Consider the following 18,699-nt stretch of genomic DNA (forward strand, 5'->3'; position numbering starts at 1 on the left):
CTTCCGCGTCGGTGCTCGGGGGATCAGACGGCGATACCCCGAGCGGGCGGTCGCTACACCTCCGGGTGCAGCGCGGTGTCCGCCGGCCCCCGTCGCCAACCGGTGAACACCACGGTCAAACCGGCGCGGGTCGGCGCGCAGCAGAACGGACCGGCGACCGCCTCCACCGTCGGGTCCAGCGGGGTGAGCCGGACCAGTCGCCACGGCTCGTCGCCGGCGCGGGCCCGGACGGTCAGCGCGTCGCCGGCGCGGCTGACCCGCACCGTCACCTCCCGGCCCGACCACTGTGGCACCGGTGCCACCGACCAGTCGGAGAACTCCCGGGTCACCACCGCGCCGAGTTGCGACTCGCCGTCACTCATCTCGACACCGGCCTTGGTCCAGGTCCGCTCGTCGACCCGGACGAGCACGCCGGCCTGGTCGAACTGGGCGGAGAAGTCGAGCCGGAAGCTCACCTCCATCGCCTCGCCCACCGCAAGAGGCGCCAGCAGCGCCGGAGCGTCGTCGTGGACGAATCCGTAACTGGTCCGCCGCCACAGGTCGCTCCCGGCGGCCGGTTCGACGACCAGCTCACCGGCCGGACCCTCCTCGACGCGTACCGGTGGGTGCAGCCACCTGCCCTCGGACCAGTCCATCGGTGCGGTCGGCGGCACGAGGTCGTTTCCCATGACCGGCACGATAACCAAGGGTTTGCCGCGCTGATCGTTCGGAGATGTTCCTCCGGCATGGGTGACCGTTGGTATTCCGAAGCCGTCGTCTACTGCCTCGACATCGACACGTACGCCGACTCCGACGGCGACGGTGTCGGTGACATCCGCGGGCTGATCGGGAGACTGGACTATCTGGCCCGTCTCGGGGTGACCTGCCTGTGGCTGCACCCCATCCACCCGTCGCCCAACCGTGACGACGGCTACGACGTCACCGACTTCTACAACGTGGACCCGCGCTTCGGCACCCTGGGCGACTTCGCCGAGCTGCTGCACCAGGCGCAGAACCGGGGCATCCGCGTGATCATCGACCTGGTGGTCAACCACACCTCCGACGAGCACCCGTGGTTCCAGTCCGCCCGCTCCTCGCCGGACTCGCCGTACCGGGACTGGTACGTCTGGTCCGACACCGAGCCGGACGACCGGCACCAGGGCATGGTGTTCCCCGGCGAGCAGGACGAGACCTGGAGTTACGACCGGACCGCCAAGGCCTGGTTCTACCACCGGTTCTACCGGTTCCAGCCGGACCTCAACTTCGCCAACCCGGAGGTCCGGGCCGAGGTCAAGAAGATCATGTCGTTCTGGCTCCAGCTCGGCGTCTCCGGCTTCCGGATGGACGCGGTGCCGTTCATCATCGAGCTGACCGAGCCGGGCAACCCGAACTCGCCGAAGGACTTCGAGTTCCTCACCGAGATGCGCCAACACGTGCAGTGGCGTCGCGGCGACGCCGTCCTGCTGGCCGAGGCGAACGTCGAGCCGGACCAGCTACCGACGTTCTTCGGCGACGCCAGTGGCTCCGGCAACCGGATCCACATGCTGTTCGACTTCATGCTCAACGGTCGGCTCATGCTCGCGCTGGCCCGCGAGGACCCGGAGTCCCTGATCGAGGCGCTGCGGGACACCCCGAAGCTGCCGGTCGGCGGGCAGTGGGCCACCTTCCTGCGCAACCACGACGAGATCGACCTGTCCCGGCTCACCACCGAACAACGCAACCAGGTGTACGCGCAGTTCGGCCCGGACGAGACCATGCGCATCTACGACCGGGGAATCCGTCGCCGGTTCGCCCCGATGCTCGGCAACGACCGCCGGCACCTGGAGTTGGCGTACGCCCTGCAGTTCTCGATGCGCGGTACGCCGGTGCTGCGCTACGGCGAGGAGATCGGGATGGGCGAGGACCTGTCGCTGCCCGGTCGGGAGGCGATCCGTACCCCGATGCAGTGGTCGTACCAGCCGAACGCCGGCTTCTCCACCGCGGACCCGGAGAAGCTGGTCCGTCCGGTGATCGACAAGGGTGAGTTCGGTTACCAGAACGTCAACGTCACCGCCCAGCGCAGCGACTCCAAGTCGCTGCTCGCCTGGTTCGAGCGCATGATCCGTACGCTGCGCGAGGCCCCCGAGATCGGCTCCGGCTCGACCACCCACATCGACGTGGCGATGCCGGCCGGCGTGCTCGCGCACCGGGCGGACGGGCCGACCGGGACCATGGTGTTCCTGCACAACCTGGGCACCGACGACGTCGAGGTGGACCTGAGCAGCCTCGAACCGGAGGCCGACCTGCCGATCGACGTGCTCAGCGACCGTGGCTACGGCGAGTTGGGCAAGCTCGGCGCGGTGAAGGTGTCCGGCCACGGATACCGGTGGATTCGCCTATGCCGGGGTCGGGGGTTCTGACGCTAAGCTCCTCCGATCACCCCAAGTTACTCGGAGGTAGTCATGTCGGAGGAGCCCCGCGTCGCCATCGTCACCGGAGCCGCGCGCGGTATCGGCGCGGCCACCGCCCGGCGGTTGGCCGCTGACGGGATGGCCGTCGCCGTGGTCGACATCGAGGAGTCGGCCACCAAGGAGACGGTGGACGCCATCGCGGCCGACGGCGGGCGGGCGCTCGGCGTGGGCGCCGACGTGTCCGACCGGGACCAGGTGGAGGCAGCCGTGGAACGGATCGCCGCCGAGTTGGGCGCACCCACCGTCCTGGTCAACAACGCCGGCGTCCTGCGCGACAACCTGCTCTTCAAGATGACCAGCGCCGACTGGGACACCGTGATGGGCGTGCACCTGCGGGGCGCGTTCCTGTTCAGCCAGGCCGCGCAGAAGCACATGGTGGAGCGCAGGTGGGGGCGGATCGTCAACCTCTCCAGCACCTCCGCCCTGGGCAACCGGGGCCAGGCGAACTACGCCGCCGCCAAGGCCGGCCTCCAGGGCTTCACCAAGACGCTCGCCATCGAGCTGGGACCGTTCGGGGTGACTGTCAACGCTGTCGCGCCCGGCTTCATCGTCACCGACATGACGGCGGCCACCGCCGCGCGCATGAAGGTCGACTTCGAGGACTTCAAGAAGCACGCGTCGGCCGAGATCCCGGTGCGCCGCCCAGGGTTCCCGGAGGACGTCGCGCACACCATCTCGTTCCTGACCAGCGAGGGCGCCGGTTTCGTCTCCGGTCAGGTCATCTACGTGGCCGGCGGCCCACGGGACTGACCCGTACCCCGGGTGGGGCGTTCCCTCGCGCGGGGGGCGCCCCGCTGTCGGGTCAGGCGGGGTCGCGGCGGGTGCGCCAGAGCCAGATCAGGCCGAGCACCGGCAGCACCAGCGGGATGTAGCCGTACCCGCTGCCGAACTGCGACCAGACCGTCTCGTCCGGGAACAGCTCCTTGTCGACCAGGCTCAGGATGCCGACCGCGACCACACCGACCAGCTCCACGGAGCAGCAGGCCAACGCCACCCGTCGGCCGGTGTGCCCGGCCCGGGCCAGCCCCACCGCCGCCACGATGTAGATGAGCGCGGCCAGCGCGGACAGCAGGTACGCCACCGGGGCCTCGTCGAACCTGGTGGCGATCTGCAAGCCGGCCCGGCTCGTCGCGGCGATGGCGAAGAGCAGGTAGACCGCGATCAGCAGCCGCCCTGGGCCGGAGTTCGTGCGACGCCGGACCGGTCCGGTCTCAACCACCGAGCACCTCCCAGGTCTGCTGCAGCCGAACCACCACCACCGGGGTCACCAGGCAGACCGCACACACGATGGCCGAACCCCACCGGGTCGGCTCCATCCGGGCCAGCACCCAGGCCAGCGGCGGCAGGCAGACCAGCGTGACCAGGTAACCGAAGAAGGCGCCGGGCTCGCCGGGCCGATCCCCGCCGCCCACCGCGACGAGCGCCAGCACGCCCAGCACGAGCAACGACACCTCAAGCACGGCCAGGCCGACGAACTGGGCCCGATCCGGCGGTCGCTGGCGTACCGCCACGACCAGCGCCCACGCCGCGACGAGCAGCGACAGCACGATCGACACCGTCGCGACGATCCCGTCCACCGGCGAGTCGGTGCTCACGCTGGTCACCGGCCCCACCCGGTCGTTGCCTCGGTCACCGGCACAGCCTACTAACCGTCGTAGTAAACGGGGGAACCCGCCTCGGCTCGCGTCCGCCGAGCGGTGCCTCGGACAGCAGTCAGTCGCTGCCCTGCAACCAGTAGACGGAGACGGCGAGGAGCGGGTCCGGTCCGTCGTTCCGGATCTGGTGCGGCACCCTGCTGTCGAACGCCGCCACGTCCCCGGCCCGCAGCACGCTCGTCTGGTCGCCGAAGGTCAGGGTTCCGATGCCGGACACGATGATCCACACTTCGCGGGAGCGGTGGACATCGAGGTCGTTGGAGGTGTTCGGCGCCACCGACCAGCGAGCAACCTCGAACGGCGCGGGCGCGCTCGCCGGGAACGGCAGCAGGCCTCGGTGCACGGGCCCGCCCTCGGCGAAGTCGTACCAGTGGGCGAAGGCGACCGGACCGCTGGTCGATGGTGAGTTCGTGTTGGGCATGCCGTCGAGGCTGTCGCGCCGACCCCGGTGTGTCTGGCGGCGAACGGACCTGGCGTTGGGGCCCTGGAAAAAGGGGAGTGGGCCGCTTCGATTGGTCGAACCCGCCGCCGTTGTGGCTGGTGGGACGACTAGCGTGGATCACGTCCGTGGCGTCGCCACGGCGGGGGGAAAAGCGGAGGCACACGTGTTGCGGTTCGGTTTGTTCGGCACCGGTCACTGGGCGATCGAGACGCACGGGAAGGCGTTGCACGCCCACCCGGACGCGGAGTTGGTCGGGGTGTGGGGTCGCAACCCGGAGCGGGCCTCCGCGCTGGCCGAGCGGTACGGGGTGCCCGCCTTTGCCGACGTCGACGCGCTCATCGAGCAGTGCGAGGCGGTCGCCGTCGCCCTGCCGCCGGACGTCCAGGCCGACATCGCGGTCCGGGCCGCCTCCGCGGGGCGGCACCTGCTGCTGGACAAGCCATTGGCGCTCAGCGTGGCCGACGCCGACCGGGTGGTGGCCGCCGCCGAGGAGTCCGGGGTCGCCTCGGTCGTCTTCTTCACCCAGCGCTTCCAGCCGAACGTGACGGCGTTCCTCGCCGCCACCGCCGCCGCCGGGGGTTGGCAGCACGGCCGGACCACCGCGTTCGCCTCGATCTTCCAGGACGGCAGCCCGTACGGCGGGTCGTTGTGGCGTCGGGAGCACGGCGCGCTCTGGGACATCGCCCCGCACGCGCTCTCGATCCTCCTGCCCGTGCTGGGTCGGGTGACCCGGGTGGCGGCGATGGACGGGCCGACCGGCATGGTGCACCTGCTGCTCACCCACGAGGGCGGTGCCACGAGCAGCGCCTCGCTCTCCCTGGACGCCCCGACCGAGTCGATGACCCGGGAGTTCGTGTTCTACGGCGAGAACGGCATCGAGAACGTGCCGTTCGGCGAGAACGACGCGGCCACGGCGTTCGGTGTCGCCATCGACCAACTGGTCGAGCAGGTGCGGGCCGGTACGCGGGACCACCGCTGCGACGTCCGCTTCGGCCGCGAGGTCGTCGAGATCATCGCCGCCGCCGAAACCGCCCGCACCGAATCCCGCACCGTCCCCCTCCCCGCCTAACAGTCCCCCTCCCACCCCAACGCCCTGGTGGTCACCCCAGGCCCGCGCCACGATCATGCTCGATCATTGAGGTAGTGGTGTCGGCGCCGCCCGTGCCGGGGTGGGCGGCACGATTCAGTGATCAAGAGGTTTGCGTCATGCGACCGGCGTGTCGTGACGCAAACCTCTTGATCACCGAGGGAGAGGGTGTGCGCCTCCCCGCCCCCCGGGGGGCGGTTTGTCGGTGTGGCGGTCGGGTAGCCGCTGGCATGCTGGTTCAGCGGCTCGGCGCGCCGAGCGATTTCGACCCGTTGCTGGAGCGCGTCCGGGACGCCCGGGTGGTGATGATCGGCGAGTCCACCCACGGCAGTTACGACTACTACCGGTTGCGCGAGCAGCTCACCCGTCGGTTGATCGCCGAGTGCGGCTTCTCCTTCGTCGCGGTCGAGGGTGACTGGCCGGACTGCGACCGGGTGCACCGCTCGGTGACCGCCGCGCCCGGTGGCGCACTCGAACCGCAGCGCGCTCTCGACCAGTTCGAGCGCTGGCCGACCTGGATGTGGGCCAACGCCGAGGTTGCCCGGTTCACCCGTTGGTTGCGGGCCTGGAACGTGGAGCGGCCGGAGGACGAACGGGCCGGGTTCCACGGGCTCGACGTGTACAGCCTCTGGGAGTCGATGCAGGCGATCTTCGACTACCTGGGGGAGGAGGACCCGACGTCGTTGGAGGCGGCGCAGGACGCCTACCGCTGCTTCGAGCCGTACGGCAAAAGGGTCGAGGAGTACGGCGCGGCCTCCAGGTTCGTCTCCGCCCGGTGTGAGGAGGAGGTGGTCCGGCTCCTCGCCCGGATCCGCGAGCACGCCCTCTCCGACGGTCCGGACCGGTTCTCGGCCTGGCAGAACGCGGAGGTCGTGGCCGGCGCGGAGCGGTACTACCGGGCGATGGTGGCCGGTGGGCCGGACTCGTGGAACATCCGCGACACGCACATGCAGGACACCCTGGACCGGCTGCTGGACCGGTACGGGCCGGACGCCCGGGGGATCGTCTGGGCGCACAACACGCACGTCGGGGATGCCCGGGCCACCGACATGGCCGCCGACGGGATGGTCAACATCGGCCAGTTGGCCCGGGAACGGCACGGCGATGATGACGTGGCGTTGATCGGCTTCGGTAGCTACCGGGGCACGGTGATCGCCGCTCCGCGTTGGGGTTCACCGCCCGAGGCGCTGGTGGTGCCACCGGCCCGGGAGGGATCGATCGAGCGGCGGTTGCACGAGTTGATGCCGGAGCGGGCGGTGCTGATCTTCGGTGGTGACGACCAGCCGGGCTGGGTCACCGACACGACCGACCATCGGGCGATCGGGGTCGTCTACGACCCGTCGTTCGAGTCCTGGGGCAACTACGTTCCGACCCGCCTGGGTGACCGTTACGACGCCTTCATCTGGTGCGACGAGACGACGGCCCTGCACCCGCTACCGGTGCCGGCAACCCCCGGCGAGATGGAGACGTACCCGGCAGGCGTCTGAGTCGCGTCGATCATGGAGTTGTGGTGCTGGACGAAGGCCACCAACCGGGGCGCGACGGTCACCACAACTCCATGATCGACAGCGTGGGGACGGGGTTAGACGGGGGTGGGGGTTCGGTCCTGGAGTTCGGTGCGCAGGCCTTCGCCTTCGATGTCGACGTTCGGCAGGGCGCGGTTGAGCCAGCGCGGCAGCCACCAGGCGCGGTCGCCGAGCAGCGACATCACCGCCGGGACGATGGTCATCCGGACCACGAACGCGTCGATGGCGACGCCGATGGCGAGCGCGAAGCCCATCGACTTGATCACCGGGTCCTCCAGGAAGACGAAGCCCCCGAAGACCGAGATCATGATCAGCGCGGCGGCGGTGACGACCCGTGCCCCGTGCCCCATGCCGCTGATGGTGGCCTGGCGGGCCGACTCACCGTGGACGAAGTCCTCCCGCATCCGGGACACCAGGAAGACCTCGTAGTCCATCGCGAGCCCGAACAGGATGCCGATGAGCAGGATCGGCAGGAAGCTGATCAGCGGGCCGGGCGTGTCCAGGCCGACCAGGTCGGCGAGGTGCCCCTGCTGGAACACGGCCACCGTGATGCCGAACGTGGCGGCGACGGTGAGCAGGAAGCCCAGCGCCGCCTTGACCGGCACCAGCAGCGAGCGGAACACCAGCATCAGCAGCAGCACCGAGAGCCCGACCACCAGCAACAGGTAGACCGGCAGGGCGTCGGAGAGCTTCTCGGACACGTCGATGCCGATGGCGGTGACGCCGGTGAGCAGCACGTCGACGTCGCGGATCCCGCTCACCGAGTCGCGGATGTCGTGCACCAGGGTCTCGGTGGCCTCGTCGGTCGGGCCGGTCTTGGGTACCACGCCGAGCAGCGCCGTCCGACCGTCCGGGCTGAGCTGAGGTGGGGCCACCGCGAGGACGTTCTCGGTGCGCTGCAGCAGCGCGGTCACCTGCGGCACGGCGCCCGAGGTGGCCTCGGGCGTGTCACCGGCGACGACCACCGCGAGTCGGCCGGTGAAACCCGGTCCGAAGCCCTCGACGGTCAGGTCGTTCGCCACCCGGGCGGGTGAGCCGACGGCGGCCGTCGCGGCGCCCGGCAGGGCCAGCCGCATGTCCGGCGTGGGCAGCGCGAGCAGGCCCAGGCCGAGCAGGCCGACCAGGATGACGGGTACGCGGAACCGGGTGACCATCCGTGCCCAGCGGAAGCCGAACGCGGACCGGTCCTCGACGGCGGCCGGTCGGTCGGTGACGTCCGAGTCGGTTTCCACCGTGTCGTCGGTGGCCGTGGCACCGTCGGTGGCGACCGTCCGCAGCCGGCGGGGGAGTACCCGACGACCGGCGAAGCCGAGCAGTGCCGGCTGGAGGGTGATCGCGACGAGGACCGCGACGGTGACCGTGCCGGCGGCGGCGAGACCCATCACGGTGAGGAACGGGATGTTCACCACGGCGAGCCCGGCCAGCGCGATGACGACAGTGGCACCGGCGAAGACCACCGCGGAGCCGGCGGTGCCCACGGCGCGGCCGACCGCCTCCTCCGGAGAGAGGCCTTCGAGCAGGTTCTGTCGGTGCCGGGAGGTGATGAACAGCGAGTAGTCGATGCCGACCGCGAGGCCGAGCATCAGCGCCAGGATCGGGGCGGTGCTGGTCAACTCGATGACGCCGCTGAGTGCGAACAGGCCGGCCATCCCGACGCCCACACCGATCAACGCGTTGAGCATGGTCATGCCGGCCGCGACCAGGGAGCCGAACGTGATGATCAGGACGATCGCGGCGACCAGGACGCCGAGCGCCTCGGTGGAGCCGATCTCAGGCTCACCGCCGAGCACCTCGCCGCCCGGGGCCACCTGCCAACCCTTGGCCTTCGCCGCCGCGCCCACCTGCTCGTACGCGGTGCGCTGCTCGTCGGTCACCTCGTCCCCGCCGGTCGCGAACTGGACCTGGACCAGCGCGTACCGGCCGTTGGGGGTGACCGCGCCGACCTGGAACGGGTCGACGGCGCCGACCACGCCGGGCAGTGTGGACGCCTGCTGGACCAGCTCCCGGACCACGGTCTGTCCCTCCGGCGTGGCCAGTTGGCCGTCGGCCGGTGCCTTGACCGTGATGGTGCCGGTGGCGCCGCTGGCGGCGGGGAACTGCTCGGCGAGCAGGTCGAGCGCGCGTTGGCTCTCGGTGCCGGGCATGGTGAAGTTGCTCGCCGTCGGGCCGCGCAGGGTCGCCGCGGCCAGGCCGGCGACGACGAGTACGACGAGCCAGAGCGCGACGACGAGCCGTCGCCGGCGCAACGCGCCCCGGCCGAGCCGGTAGAGCAGGGTGGCCATCAGGAGTCCTTGTCCTCGGTCGTGGGTGGTTGGGGCAGGGGAACGGCGACGGGCTCGACGGCCCGTCGGACGAGGGTGAGCAGGGCGGACCGCAGTTCGTCGTCGGGGATGTCCGCGAACTCGGCGCACGCCTCGGAGATTCCGGCGAGCAGCACCAACGCGGCGATCCGGGCACTCGGCCGGTCGGAGTGACCGGCCAGCGCGTCGCGCAGCCGGTCGGAGATCTCCTGGATGTGCGCGAAGGCCGGCTGGCACAGCAGTTCGGGGAACTCGCCGCGGAGCACCGCGATCTCCCGCCGGAACCGGACCGCGAGGTCGACGAAGCCCTGCGCGGCGACCTCCTGGGCCGCCGCTCCGGTCAGGCCGGTGAGCCGGTCGTCGAGGTCCCGCAGCACGCCGATCGCCGGGGCCATCAGCTCGGCGAGCAGGGCTTCCTTGTTGGCGAAGTGGTAGAGGACAGTGGCCTTGGAGCAGCCCACCTCACGGGCGATGTCCTGCAACGAGGTGCCCCGGTAACCGGTCACCGCGAACCGCCGCGCCGCCGCGGCGAGGATCTCGCCGTGCGTCTCGGACACCGCTCTGGCCATCACCGGTCCACCTCCGCAGACCAGCATGCCTGACCGATCGGTCAGACCCTGACCGATCGGTCAGAATGAAGCGGTGGCGTTCGCCACACCCCGGGCGCGTTTGTCAGGCGTGTTCGGCGTCGTACCTGGTCCGCGCCTCGGCGATGGCCCGGCGGTGCCGCTCGGCCCAGCTGGTGAGCGCCACCAGTGCCTCCCTCTGCTCCGGCTGACGGTCACAGGCGATGACCTCGGCAACAAATGGTGCGCCGAGGAGGACCGTCGCGAAACGTGTCGTCCCACCCCGCTGGCCGGCACTGTCCGATCCGGGTGACCCTTGCGGTGTCCGGACCCACATTGCGGGTGATCCTGGAGATTCCGAGCTACCTCGCGGGCCGCTGGTCACCGCGGTCGTCCGCCATCTTGGCGGGCGGCGGGTGTGGTGCGGCGGAGTCCAGTGCGGCCAAGCGACGGGTCAGCAACCGGTGTAGCTCTTCGGGGCTCTGGACACCGGAAACCGGGGGCTGGCCGCCGATCACCAGCGACGGAACGCCTGTCACGCCGTACTTCGCGGCCCGGCGTTCATCGGCTCGCACCTGCTCGGCGTAGCCGATCGGCAGGTCCGGTTGACCGGCGGCACCGGGGCCGGGAGGGTGGTCGGGTGACCACAGCTGACGAGACCCGGGACGGCGTGGCCCTGACCAACCTGGACCAGCCGCTGTCCGACCGCGACGACGCGACGAAGCGTGACCTGGTCGACTACCTCGACGCCGTCCACGACCGCATCCTTGCGCACCTGCGGGGCCGGCCGCTGTCGGTGATCCGGGTCCGCCCCGGTCAGCCACCGTTCATGCAGAAGAACCTGCCCCGCTACACCCCCGACTGGGTGCGTCGGGCACCGGTGTGGGCGGAGGCGTCCCACCGGGAGATCTCGTACGCCCTCTGCGACGACCGGCGCACCCTGCTCTGGTTCGCCAACCAGCGGGCGGTGGAGTACCACCCGACGCTGGCGACCTCGGCCGACCTGCACCGCCCGACCCACCTGGTGCTCGACCTGGACCCGCCGGAGGGCGACGGGTTCCGCGCGGCCGTCGGCGCGGCCCTGCTGGTCCGCCAGGCGCTCGCCGACGCCGGCCTGGCCGGCGCGGTCAAGACCAGCGGAGCCAAGGGCGTGCACGTCTTCGTCCCGGTGACCGACGAACCCACGGCGGAGGAGCTGGCCGCCGCCACCCGGGCGCTCGCCGTCCGCGCCGAGCGGCTCGACCCGGCGCTGGCCACCACGGCGTACATCAAGGAGGACCGGGGCGGTCGGGTCTTCGTCGACGCCACCCGCGCGGGCGGTGCGACGGTGGCCGCCGCGTACAGCCCCCGGCTGCGGCCCGGGATGCCGGTCTCGTTCCCGGTCGACTGGGCCGACCTGACCGCTGTGACCCCCGCCGACTTCACCATCCGGACCGCGCCGGCGCTGCTCGCCGACGGCGACCCGTGGGCCGCGCTGATGCCGGCCCCGCAGTCGCTCCCCGCCGACCTGATCGCCGAGGGCCGGACCATCCCGGTGGCCCGGGTGCAGGCCATGCACGAGGGAAAGCGCCGCGCCCGCGCCCGGCGCGAGGCCGGCTGACCGGGATCGTCGGCCCCCGCTCGGGCCGTCGGGGCGGCTGATTGTCGGTGGGTTGTGGCACGATTTCGCAGGTGAGCAGCAAACCCGACGCGACGCAGCGTCTCGCCGACCTGGCACGGCTGCGGCGGGTCCGCGACCGGATCGACAGGGAGTACGCGTCTCCCCTGGACGTCGAGGCGCTCGCCCGGGGCGCGCACATGTCGGCGGGGCACCTCAGCCGCGAGTTCCGGCTCGCCTACGGCGAATCCCCCTACAGCTACCTCATGACCCGCCGCATCGAGCGGGCGATGGCCCTGCTGCGCCGTGGCGACCTGAGCGTCACCGAGGTCTGTTTCACCGTCGGGTGTTCGTCGCTGGGCACTTTCAGCACCCGCTTCGCGGAGCTGGTGGGCGTGCCGCCGAGCGTCTACCGGCGGCAGGCGGCGCAGGCGGCGGCGGGGATGCCGTCGTGCGTGGAGAAGCAGGTGACCAGACCGGTCAGGAATCGAGAAGCGCCGGTCACGGCCCCGCAACTAGCGTGATCGCCATGGACATCACCATTCACTCGAGCTTCCTCCCGCACACCGATCCGGAGGCCTCGCTGGCCTTCTACCGCGACACCCTCGGCTTCGAGGTGCGCCTCGACGTCGGATACGAGGGCATGCGCTGGATCACGGTCGGGCCGGTCGGCCAGCCCAGCACCGCCATCGTCCTGCACCCGCCGGCCGCCAACCCGGGCATCACCGACGACGAGCGGCAGACCATCCTCGAACTGATGGCCAAGGGCAGCTACTTCGGCGTCAACCTCGCCACCACCGACCTCGACGCCACCTTCGCCAAGCTGGAGGGCAGCGACGCCGAGGTCGTCCAGGAGCCGACCGAGCAGCCGTACGGCGTCCGCGACTGCGCCTTCCGGGACCCGGCGGGCAACATGATCCGCATCCAGGAAGTGCGCTGAGCAGTCCCGATCCGACAGATGGAGACACGATGAGCACGGCCCCCCAGCCGTCCCCGCCACACGTTGCCGACAGCCACGACCTGATCCGTGTGCAGGGCGCCCGGGTGAACAACCTCAGGGACGTCAGCGTCGAGATCCCGAAGCGGCGGCTGACGGTGTTCACCGGTGTCTCCGGCTCCGGCAAGAGCTCGCTGGTGTTCGGCACCATCGCCGCCGAGTCGCAGCGGATGATCAACGAGACCTACAGCGCGTTCGTGCAGGGCTTCATGCCGACGCTGGCACGCCCCGAGGTCGACCTGCTGGCCGGTCTGACGACGGCGATCATCGTGGACCAGGAGCGGATGGGGGCCAACTCCCGGTCCACGGTGGGCACCGCCACCGACGCCAACGCGATGCTGCGCATCCTGTTCAGTCGACTTGGGCAGCCGCACATCGGCTCGCCCAACGCGTACTCCTTCAATGTCCCCTCGGTGAAGGCCACCGGTGCGATCACCGTCGAGCGCGGCGCCGGCAAGACGAAGACCGAGAAGGCGACCTTCACCCGGCTCGGCGGCATGTGCCCGCGGTGCGAGGGCATGGGCGCGGTCACCGACATCGACCTGTCCGCGCTGTACGACGACAGCCTCTCGCTCAACGAGGGCGCGATCACGATCCCGGGCTACAGCATGGAGGGCTGGTACGGCCGCATCTTCCGTGGCTGCGGCTACTTCGACCCGGACAAGCCGATCGGCAAGTTCACCAAGCGGGAGCTGCACGACCTGCTCCACCGCGAGCCCACCAAAATCAAGATCGACGGCATCAACCTGACGTACGCCGGTCTCATCCCGTCGATCCAGAAGTCCTTCCTCTCCAAGGACATCGACGCGTTGCAGCCGCACATCCGCGCCTTCGTGGAGCGGGCGGTGACGTTCACGACCTGCCCCGAGTGCGCCGGCACCCGGCTCAGCCAGGAGGCCAGGTCGTCGAAGATCCAGGGAAAGAACATCGCCGACGCGTGTGCGATGCAGATCAGCGACCTCGCCGCCTGGGTGCGCGGCATCGACGAGCCGTCGGTGGCCCCGCTGCTGGCCGGGCTGCAACACCTCCTCGACTCGTTCGAGGAGATCGGGCTGGGCTACCTCTCGCTGGACCGGCCCTCGGGCACCCTCTCCGGCGGCGAGGCGCAGCGCACCAAGATGATCCGCCACCTCGGCTCGTCGCTCACCGACGTCACCTACGTCTTCGACGAGCCGACGATCGGGCTGCACCCGCACGACATCCAGCGCACGAACGAGCTGCTGCTCCAACTGCGCGACAAGGGCAACACCGTGCTCGTCGTGGAGCACAAGCCGGAGGCCATCGCCATCGCCGACCACGTCGTCGACCTCGGGCCCGGTGCCGGCACCGACGGCGGCACCGTCTGCTACGAGGGCAGCCTGGAGGGCCTACGCGCCAGCGGCACCATCACCGGCCGCCACCTCGACGACCGGGCAGCCCTCAAGGAGAAGGTCCGCACGCCCACCGGCAAGCTGGAGATCCGTGGCGCGACTGCCAACAACCTCCGGAACGTCGACGTCGACGTACCCCTCGGAGTGCTCGTCGTCGTGACCGGTGTCGCCGGCTCCGGCAAGAGCTCGCTGGTGCACGGGTCCATCCCTCCCGGCGCGGGTGTGGTGTCGATCGACCAGGGCGCGATCCGTGGCTCGCGGCGCAGCAACCCGGCCACGTACACCGGGCTGCTGGACCCGATCCGCAAGGCGTTCGCGAAGGCCAACGGCGTGAAGCCGGCGCTGTTCAGCGCCAACTCCGAGGGAGCCTGCCCGAGCTGCAACGGCGCCGGTGTCATCTACACCGACCTGGGGATGATGGCCGGCGTCGCCGCCCCCTGCGAGGACTGTGAGGGCAAGCGGTTCCAGGCGTCGGTGCTGGAATACCGCCTCGGCGGTCGCGACATCAGCGAGGTGCTCGCGATGTCCGTGACGGAGGCGGAGAAGTTCTTCGGCGCCGGTGACGCCCGTACGCCGGCCGCGCACGCCATCCTCGACCGGCTCGCCGACGTCGGGCTCGGCTACCTCAGCCTGGGTCAACCGCTCACCACCCTGTCCGGCGGCGAGCGGCAACGACTCAAGCTGGCCACCCACATGGCCGAGAAGGGCGGCGTCTACGTCCTCGACGAGCCGACCACCGGCCTGCACCTGGCCGACGTCGAGCAACTGCTCGGTCTGCTGGACCGCCTCGTCGACTCGGGCAAGTCGGTGATCGTCATCGAGCACCACCAGGCGGTCATGGCGCACGCCGACTGGATCATCGACCTCGGCCCCGGTGCCGGCCACGACGGTGGTCAGATCGTCTTCGAGGGCACCCCCGCCGACCTCGTCGCCGACCGCTCCACCCTCACCGGCGAGCACCTGGCGGCGTACGTCGGCGGCTGACGATCTGGTCCGGGCCCGTCGTCCGTTCCGGCACTGCGCCTGACGGTCGCCGGGCCCGGCCCGGGGCGACGGTCTCCGGGTCAGGTGACCGGCGGTCGGGTCTGTTTGGCCGTCGTGGCCGCGAAGGCTGCGCAGATCACGGTGATCAGCCCGAGGGCGACAGTGGCCGGGGTGACGTACCCGGGCACCGATGAGGTGACGTACGACCCGCCGCCGGTGAGGTGGAACTCGAAGTGCACCGGAAAGAGGCTGACGCCGTACCCGTCGACCATGCTCGCCACCTGCGGCCCGACCTCCCGGCAGGGCTCGATCGGGGAGGCGCCGGTGCCGCCGTTCTCCGCCTGCATCACCGCGTAGCCGAGGTGGAGCAGACCCCACGCGTACACGGCGACGGCCCCCGCGCCGACGAGGAGCGCTGCGGCCCGCAGCCGCCCCGGCTGCCTCCGGACCATCGCTCTGAACCCACCGACGGCGAGGATCGTCGCGGCGACGGCACCGCCAAGTGCGGCGAGGATCAGCCCGAGAAACAGCACGACGACAGCTTGATCTTGCCGGGTCGCAGACGCAAGACCCCGGGACCGGCGCCCCTTCACGAGGGCAGCCGCCACGGCCGGACACACGAGTAAGGCCCCTGACCGGGTTTCCCCTGGTCAAGGGCCTTCTGGTGCTGGTTGCTGGTTTCTTAGCAAGTGTGCCCCCGGCAGGATTCGAACCTGCGCCCCCGCCTCCGGAGGGCGGTGCTCTATCCCCTGAGCTACGGGGGCTCAGCGACTGGAGAAGACTAGCAAACCTCCCCTCCGTACGCCGAATCGGTATCGGGTGAGCCGATCGTGTCGACGACCGGCCCACCTGGCGGACAGGCCGCTACCGCTCGGCGTTCAGGCCGCTACCGCCCGGCCGGCCCACCTGGCGGTCAGGCCGCTACCGCTCGGCGTTCAGGCCGCTACCGCTCGGCCGCAACTGGGCAGCGGGTGCAGGACGATCCGGCGCGGGAGCCGGCGCGGCCACTCGTTGCGCGGCCAGGAGCCGTCCACGATCAGATGCACGGTGCGCTGCTCCTCGCCGCTGAGCCGCAGCACGAAGTCGCGGGGGAGCGGCGGGTCCACCGTCGGCGTGGTGATCATGAAGCGCACCCGACCGCGGGACGAGACCGCCGAGATCACATCGGCGGCCGGCATCGTGCCGCGCAGCCGGACCCGACCGATCCAGTAGACCTCCGCGAGGTGCTCCTGGGCGGCCCGGGTGATCGCCGGGTACTCGCTGCGAACCCAGCGCTCCACCGCACTGACGCAGAGCCCGCAGGCGCGCTCGCGTGGCTCGCGCGGACCCAACCCCCAGGCCCGCAGGTACGCCCCGACGGCGCCGGCCTCCAGTGGCAGGTCGAAGCGCCGCTGGATGAGCGTGGTGAGGCTCTGCCTCGTCCACAGCTCCTCGTCCAGGCCGAACTCGTCCGGGTGGACGCCCCGTAGCGTGTCGATCAGTTCGAGTTCCTGTTCGCGGCTGAGCATTCCCGGCTCGCCCTGCCGCTGTCCGCGACGGACGGCTGCCACCGCCCCGTCACCACCGATGGTGTGGCGTCGGCACCAACTGGTGACCGAACGCCGTGCGTCTCTGAGTGCAACCCCCACGTCTTGGGCAACGAGCCCGAATCGCAACTGGTCACGATATGTGTGGAGAAAACTCTCTAAGCAACGTAATCGCCTGGACCGCTCGAAAGCACCAGAAGGTACATATGCGTACATGAGGGGATGAGTGGTGCGTGGCGTGCGCCTTGATCGACTCGTCTTCCTGGCAAACGGGGGTGTTCCGTCGCGGTGACAGGCCGGTTTACTGAAACGCGAGTCGATCACCGGCCCGGTGTCCGATGCCCATGCCCCGTGCTCGGTGCTTGGCCTAAGAGTGGATGCGGATCATTGGACCGGACCTTGGTCGACTCGGGTTCCTGAAAGTCGGGGCGTCCCGTCGCGTTGATGCCCCGCTTTCCTGAAAGTCGAGTCGATCACCAGGCCAGGCGGGAACGGCCGGGTCAGGCGGGAACGGCCGGGTCAGGCGGGAACGGCCGGGTCAGGCGGGAACGGCCGGGTCAGGCGGGAACGGCCGGGTCAGGCGGGAACGGCCGGGCCAATTCGGGGTCAGGCGGGAATGGGCGGCCCACGCAGGCCGTGCCTCGGTCGGTCGGATCAGCCCTTGGCTGCCTGTGCCTGGAGCTGCCGGAGGTTGTTCAACTCGGACTGCTGGGTGGCCTTCATGGTCTTGGCCACCCGCAGCACCTCGTCGTTGTCGGTCTCGCCGAGTGCCGCGTCGATCATGTGGATGCCGCCGAGGTGGTGGGCGTACATCAGGGTGAGGAACTGCCTGTCGACCTCGATGCCCTGGGCGTCGCGCAGGGCGGTCATCTGCGCCGGTGTGGCCATGCCCGGCATCAGGCCGTCCTTGACGGTGGCGCCGTCGGACATCCACGACATCGGCGGCTGCGAGCCGGTGGGGCTCAAGTCCCACTCGCGGAGCCAGGTCTGCATGGCGCCGATCTCACCCTGCTGGCCGGTGGCGATGTCGACGGCGATCTGCCGCACCTCGGGGAGGGTGGCCGACCGGTACGCGATCAGGCTCATCTCCACCGCCTGCGCGTGGTGGGACGTCATGTCCCGGGCGAAGCCCGCTTCGACCGAGGCGTCACCGGGCCGGGTGAGTCGGGGGGTGAGCAGGCCGCCCGCGTACCCGAGGAGGAGCCCCACCACCACCATGACGGCGAGCGCCAGCACGCCGTAACGCGCCGGCTGGGCCCGGCCGCCCTCGTCCGGGACGGCCGGGGTGTCGTCGTATTCGCTGTCGGTGGTGGTGGGGGCGGTCATCGGGGTCCTTACTGGGTGGGCTGCTGCTGCTGTTGGAGCTCACGCGGGGTGGTGCCGGTGGCGGTGATGCCGGTGTTGCAGAGCGCCGTCGGGCCCTCGACCGAGGCGTTGACCCGCAGGTCCTTGATGAACTCGTCGATCCGCGAGTCGTCGGCGTTGTCGAGCTTGAGCTGGTAGCCCCACGCCTGAAGCGAGATCGGCTTGTCCAGACCCTCGTACGGGCTCATGAAGGTCTTCTCGACGCCGCGCACCTTGCCGGCGAGCTTCTCGACCTGGTCCTGCGGCAGGTCGGGGCGGTAGGTGATCCATACCGCGCCGTGCTCCAGGCTGTGCACCGCGTGCTCGTTGGCGATCGGGGCGTCGTAGACGTCGCCCATGCAGTTCTGCCAGGCAGCGTTGTGCACGCCGCCCACCGGCGGCGAGTAGTTCCAGGTCAGCGGACCCGACTTGTGTGACTCGTACTTGAGGCTGTCGGGGTCGGACTTGCGGATGTTGGCGATGCCCTCGATGGCGTTGGCCCGCTTGTCCCACGGCTTCGAGCCCTGGAACGACGCCCAGGCGCCGTACCCGATGATGCCGGCTGCCAGCACGCCGACCGCGACGAACAGCGCGATCGGGCCCCAGGCGCGGCCCTGGGTCACCTTGACCGGGGTGACCGGCTTGCGGGGGCCCTTGCCGCCGGCCCGGGGGGAGCCCGCCGGCTTGCCCGTCGGCTTGCCGGAACCGGCCTTGGCGCCGGACGCAGGCCGGCCCGCTGCCGGCTTCTTGCCGGTGCTGACCACGGTCGGGCGGCGCTCCGGGCCACCCGGGGTGCTGATGCTCATCGTGCCTCGTCAAGTCGGTCGGTCAGGGGAATGGCGGGCCGGATGACGCGCAGGGGAGCCGCCGAGTGCC

The 18,699-nt window shown here is 70.6% G+C and carries 20 protein-coding genes and 1 tRNA gene; 8 read left to right on the plus strand and 13 right to left on the minus strand.

Going from position 1 to position 18,699, the window contains the following annotated elements; all coding sequences use genetic code 11:
• Nucleotides 1-53 precede the first annotated feature (53 nt).
• Nucleotides 54-668: a DUF1349 domain-containing protein gene (locus tag GA0070612_RS11170; protein ID WP_088987847.1), complete on the minus strand. Its 615-nt coding sequence runs from the start codon at nucleotides 666-668 to the stop codon at nucleotides 54-56.
• 57 nt (nucleotides 669-725) lie between these two features.
• On the opposite strand from GA0070612_RS11170, the gene GA0070612_RS11175 reads away from it, so the two are divergent.
• Both GA0070612_RS11175 and fabG read left to right on the plus strand, forming a co-directional pair.
• Nucleotides 726-2,378, plus strand: a complete 1,653-nt coding sequence (locus GA0070612_RS11175) for an alpha-amylase family protein (protein WP_088987848.1) — start codon at nucleotides 726-728, stop codon at nucleotides 2,376-2,378.
• A 42-nt stretch (nucleotides 2,379-2,420) separates the two neighbouring features.
• Complete coding sequence (gene fabG / locus GA0070612_RS11180) at nucleotides 2,421-3,179, plus strand: 3-oxoacyl-ACP reductase FabG (RefSeq protein ID WP_088987849.1); 759 nt, start codon at nucleotides 2,421-2,423, stop codon at nucleotides 3,177-3,179.
• 52 nt (nucleotides 3,180-3,231) lie between these two features.
• Here fabG and GA0070612_RS11185 read toward each other — a convergent pair whose 3' ends face one another.
• The 3 genes from GA0070612_RS11185 to GA0070612_RS11195 all read right to left on the minus strand — a co-directional run bounded on the left by GA0070612_RS11185 (nucleotide 3,232) and on the right by GA0070612_RS11195 (nucleotide 4,505).
• Complete coding sequence (locus GA0070612_RS11185) at nucleotides 3,232-3,648, minus strand: hypothetical protein (protein ID WP_088987850.1); 417 nt, start codon at nucleotides 3,646-3,648, stop codon at nucleotides 3,232-3,234.
• Entirely contained in the window at nucleotides 3,641-4,033 is a 393-nt protein-coding gene (locus tag GA0070612_RS11190; protein ID WP_088991408.1) for a hypothetical protein, read from the minus strand. The genes GA0070612_RS11185 and GA0070612_RS11190 overlap by 8 nt, the downstream gene beginning before the upstream one ends.
• A gap of 109 nt (nucleotides 4,034-4,142) precedes the next feature.
• Nucleotides 4,143-4,505: a cupin domain-containing protein gene (locus GA0070612_RS11195; protein ID WP_088987851.1), complete on the minus strand. Its 363-nt coding sequence runs from the start codon at nucleotides 4,503-4,505 to the stop codon at nucleotides 4,143-4,145.
• A 184-nt stretch (nucleotides 4,506-4,689) separates the two neighbouring features.
• Here GA0070612_RS11195 and GA0070612_RS11200 point away from each other — a divergent pair, with 184 nt between their 5' ends.
• On the plus strand, nucleotides 4,690-5,595 hold the full coding sequence (locus GA0070612_RS11200; protein ID WP_167393618.1) for a Gfo/Idh/MocA family protein: 906 nt from the start codon (nucleotides 4,690-4,692) through the stop codon (nucleotides 5,593-5,595).
• A 248-nt stretch (nucleotides 5,596-5,843) separates the two neighbouring features.
• A complete protein-coding gene (locus GA0070612_RS11205; RefSeq protein WP_088987852.1) occupies nucleotides 5,844-7,100 on the plus strand; it encodes an erythromycin esterase family protein in 1,257 nt (418 codons plus the stop codon).
• Nucleotides 7,101-7,195: 95 nt separating this feature from the next.
• Here GA0070612_RS11205 and GA0070612_RS11210 read toward each other — a convergent pair whose 3' ends face one another.
• From GA0070612_RS11210 to GA0070612_RS33015, 4 genes are all read right to left on the minus strand, one after another.
• On the minus strand, nucleotides 7,196-9,421 hold the full coding sequence (locus tag GA0070612_RS11210) for an MMPL family transporter (protein WP_088987853.1): 2,226 nt from the start codon (nucleotides 9,419-9,421) through the stop codon (nucleotides 7,196-7,198).
• On the minus strand, nucleotides 9,421-10,008 hold the full coding sequence (locus GA0070612_RS11215) for a TetR/AcrR family transcriptional regulator (protein ID WP_088991410.1): 588 nt from the start codon (nucleotides 10,006-10,008) through the stop codon (nucleotides 9,421-9,423). The genes GA0070612_RS11210 and GA0070612_RS11215 overlap by 1 nt, the downstream gene beginning before the upstream one ends.
• A 103-nt stretch (nucleotides 10,009-10,111) precedes the next feature.
• The gene (locus GA0070612_RS32475) at nucleotides 10,112-10,342 is read right to left on the minus strand and encodes a hypothetical protein (RefSeq protein ID WP_231924533.1); all 231 of its coding nucleotides are present in this window, start codon (nucleotides 10,340-10,342) and stop codon (nucleotides 10,112-10,114) included.
• A gap of 25 nt (nucleotides 10,343-10,367) precedes the next feature.
• Nucleotides 10,368-10,580, minus strand: a complete 213-nt coding sequence (locus tag GA0070612_RS33015; protein WP_197699349.1) for a DsbA family protein — start codon at nucleotides 10,578-10,580, stop codon at nucleotides 10,368-10,370.
• A 65-nt stretch (nucleotides 10,581-10,645) separates the two neighbouring features.
• Between GA0070612_RS33015 and GA0070612_RS11230 the strand changes: the two genes are divergently transcribed.
• The 4 genes from GA0070612_RS11230 (at nucleotide 10,646) to GA0070612_RS11245 (ending at nucleotide 14,953) form a co-directional block, all read left to right on the plus strand.
• Complete coding sequence (locus GA0070612_RS11230; protein ID WP_088987854.1) at nucleotides 10,646-11,605, plus strand: DNA polymerase domain-containing protein; 960 nt, start codon at nucleotides 10,646-10,648, stop codon at nucleotides 11,603-11,605.
• 71 nt (nucleotides 11,606-11,676) lie between these two features.
• On the plus strand, nucleotides 11,677-12,126 hold the full coding sequence (locus GA0070612_RS11235; RefSeq protein ID WP_088987855.1) for a helix-turn-helix transcriptional regulator: 450 nt from the start codon (nucleotides 11,677-11,679) through the stop codon (nucleotides 12,124-12,126).
• Between the two features lie 5 nt (nucleotides 12,127-12,131).
• Entirely contained in the window at nucleotides 12,132-12,542 is a 411-nt protein-coding gene (locus tag GA0070612_RS11240) for a VOC family protein (RefSeq protein WP_088991412.1), read from the plus strand.
• 29 nt (nucleotides 12,543-12,571) lie between these two features.
• Nucleotides 12,572-14,953: an ATP-binding cassette domain-containing protein gene (locus GA0070612_RS11245; protein WP_088987856.1), complete on the plus strand. Its 2,382-nt coding sequence runs from the start codon at nucleotides 12,572-12,574 to the stop codon at nucleotides 14,951-14,953.
• 80 nt (nucleotides 14,954-15,033) lie between these two features.
• On the opposite strand, the gene GA0070612_RS11250 is transcribed toward GA0070612_RS11245, so the two are convergent.
• The 5 genes from GA0070612_RS11250 to GA0070612_RS11270 all read right to left on the minus strand — a co-directional run bounded on the left by GA0070612_RS11250 (nucleotide 15,034) and on the right by GA0070612_RS11270 (nucleotide 18,629).
• Nucleotides 15,034-15,486: a hypothetical protein gene (locus tag GA0070612_RS11250; RefSeq protein ID WP_197699350.1), complete on the minus strand. Its 453-nt coding sequence runs from the start codon at nucleotides 15,484-15,486 to the stop codon at nucleotides 15,034-15,036.
• 159 nt (nucleotides 15,487-15,645) lie between these two features.
• Nucleotides 15,646-15,717 (minus strand) — tRNA-Arg (locus tag GA0070612_RS11255).
• 171 nt (nucleotides 15,718-15,888) lie between these two features.
• A complete protein-coding gene (locus GA0070612_RS11260) occupies nucleotides 15,889-16,581 on the minus strand; it encodes a winged helix-turn-helix domain-containing protein (protein WP_088987857.1) in 693 nt (230 codons plus the stop codon).
• A 552-nt stretch (nucleotides 16,582-17,133) separates the two neighbouring features.
• The gene (locus GA0070612_RS11265) at nucleotides 17,134-17,805 is read right to left on the minus strand and encodes a DUF305 domain-containing protein (protein ID WP_088987858.1); all 672 of its coding nucleotides are present in this window, start codon (nucleotides 17,803-17,805) and stop codon (nucleotides 17,134-17,136) included.
• A gap of 8 nt (nucleotides 17,806-17,813) precedes the next feature.
• Complete coding sequence (locus tag GA0070612_RS11270; RefSeq protein WP_088987859.1) at nucleotides 17,814-18,629, minus strand: DUF3105 domain-containing protein; 816 nt, start codon at nucleotides 18,627-18,629, stop codon at nucleotides 17,814-17,816.
• Between the last annotated feature and the right edge of the window lie 70 nt (nucleotides 18,630-18,699).

Origin of the sequence: Micromonospora chokoriensis (assembly GCF_900091505.1) — a bacterium.
GTDB classification, from domain to species: Bacteria; Actinomycetota; Actinomycetes; order Mycobacteriales; family Micromonosporaceae; genus Micromonospora; species Micromonospora chokoriensis.

Bases quoted from the DNA above. Each gene is read 5' to 3' on its own strand.
- GA0070612_RS11215 (WP_088991410.1), bottom strand. From the start codon at position 10,008: ATGGCCAGAGCGGTGTCCGAGACGCACGGCGAGATCCTCGCCGCGGCG.
- GA0070612_RS11170 (WP_088987847.1), bottom strand. From the start codon at position 668: ATGGGAAACGACCTCGTGCCGCCGACCGCACCGATGGACTGGTCCGAG.
- GA0070612_RS11245 (WP_088987856.1), top strand. From the start codon at position 12,572: ATGAGCACGGCCCCCCAGCCGTCCCCGCCACACGTTGCCGACAGCCAC.
- GA0070612_RS11195 (WP_088987851.1), bottom strand. From the start codon at position 4,505: ATGCCCAACACGAACTCACCATCGACCAGCGGTCCGGTCGCCTTCGCC.
- GA0070612_RS11210 (WP_088987853.1), bottom strand. From the start codon at position 9,421: ATGGCCACCCTGCTCTACCGGCTCGGCCGGGGCGCGTTGCGCCGGCGA.
- GA0070612_RS11270 (WP_088987859.1), bottom strand. From the start codon at position 18,629: ATGAGCATCAGCACCCCGGGTGGCCCGGAGCGCCGCCCGACCGTGGTC.
- GA0070612_RS32475 (WP_231924533.1), bottom strand. From the start codon at position 10,342: ATGTGGGTCCGGACACCGCAAGGGTCACCCGGATCGGACAGTGCCGGC.
- GA0070612_RS11175 (WP_088987848.1), top strand. From the start codon at position 726: ATGGGTGACCGTTGGTATTCCGAAGCCGTCGTCTACTGCCTCGACATC.
- GA0070612_RS11265 (WP_088987858.1), bottom strand. From the start codon at position 17,805: ATGACCGCCCCCACCACCACCGACAGCGAATACGACGACACCCCGGCC.
- GA0070612_RS11240 (WP_088991412.1), top strand. From the start codon at position 12,132: ATGGACATCACCATTCACTCGAGCTTCCTCCCGCACACCGATCCGGAG.
- fabG (WP_088987849.1), top strand. From the start codon at position 2,421: ATGTCGGAGGAGCCCCGCGTCGCCATCGTCACCGGAGCCGCGCGCGGT.
- GA0070612_RS11205 (WP_088987852.1), top strand. From the start codon at position 5,844: ATGCTGGTTCAGCGGCTCGGCGCGCCGAGCGATTTCGACCCGTTGCTG.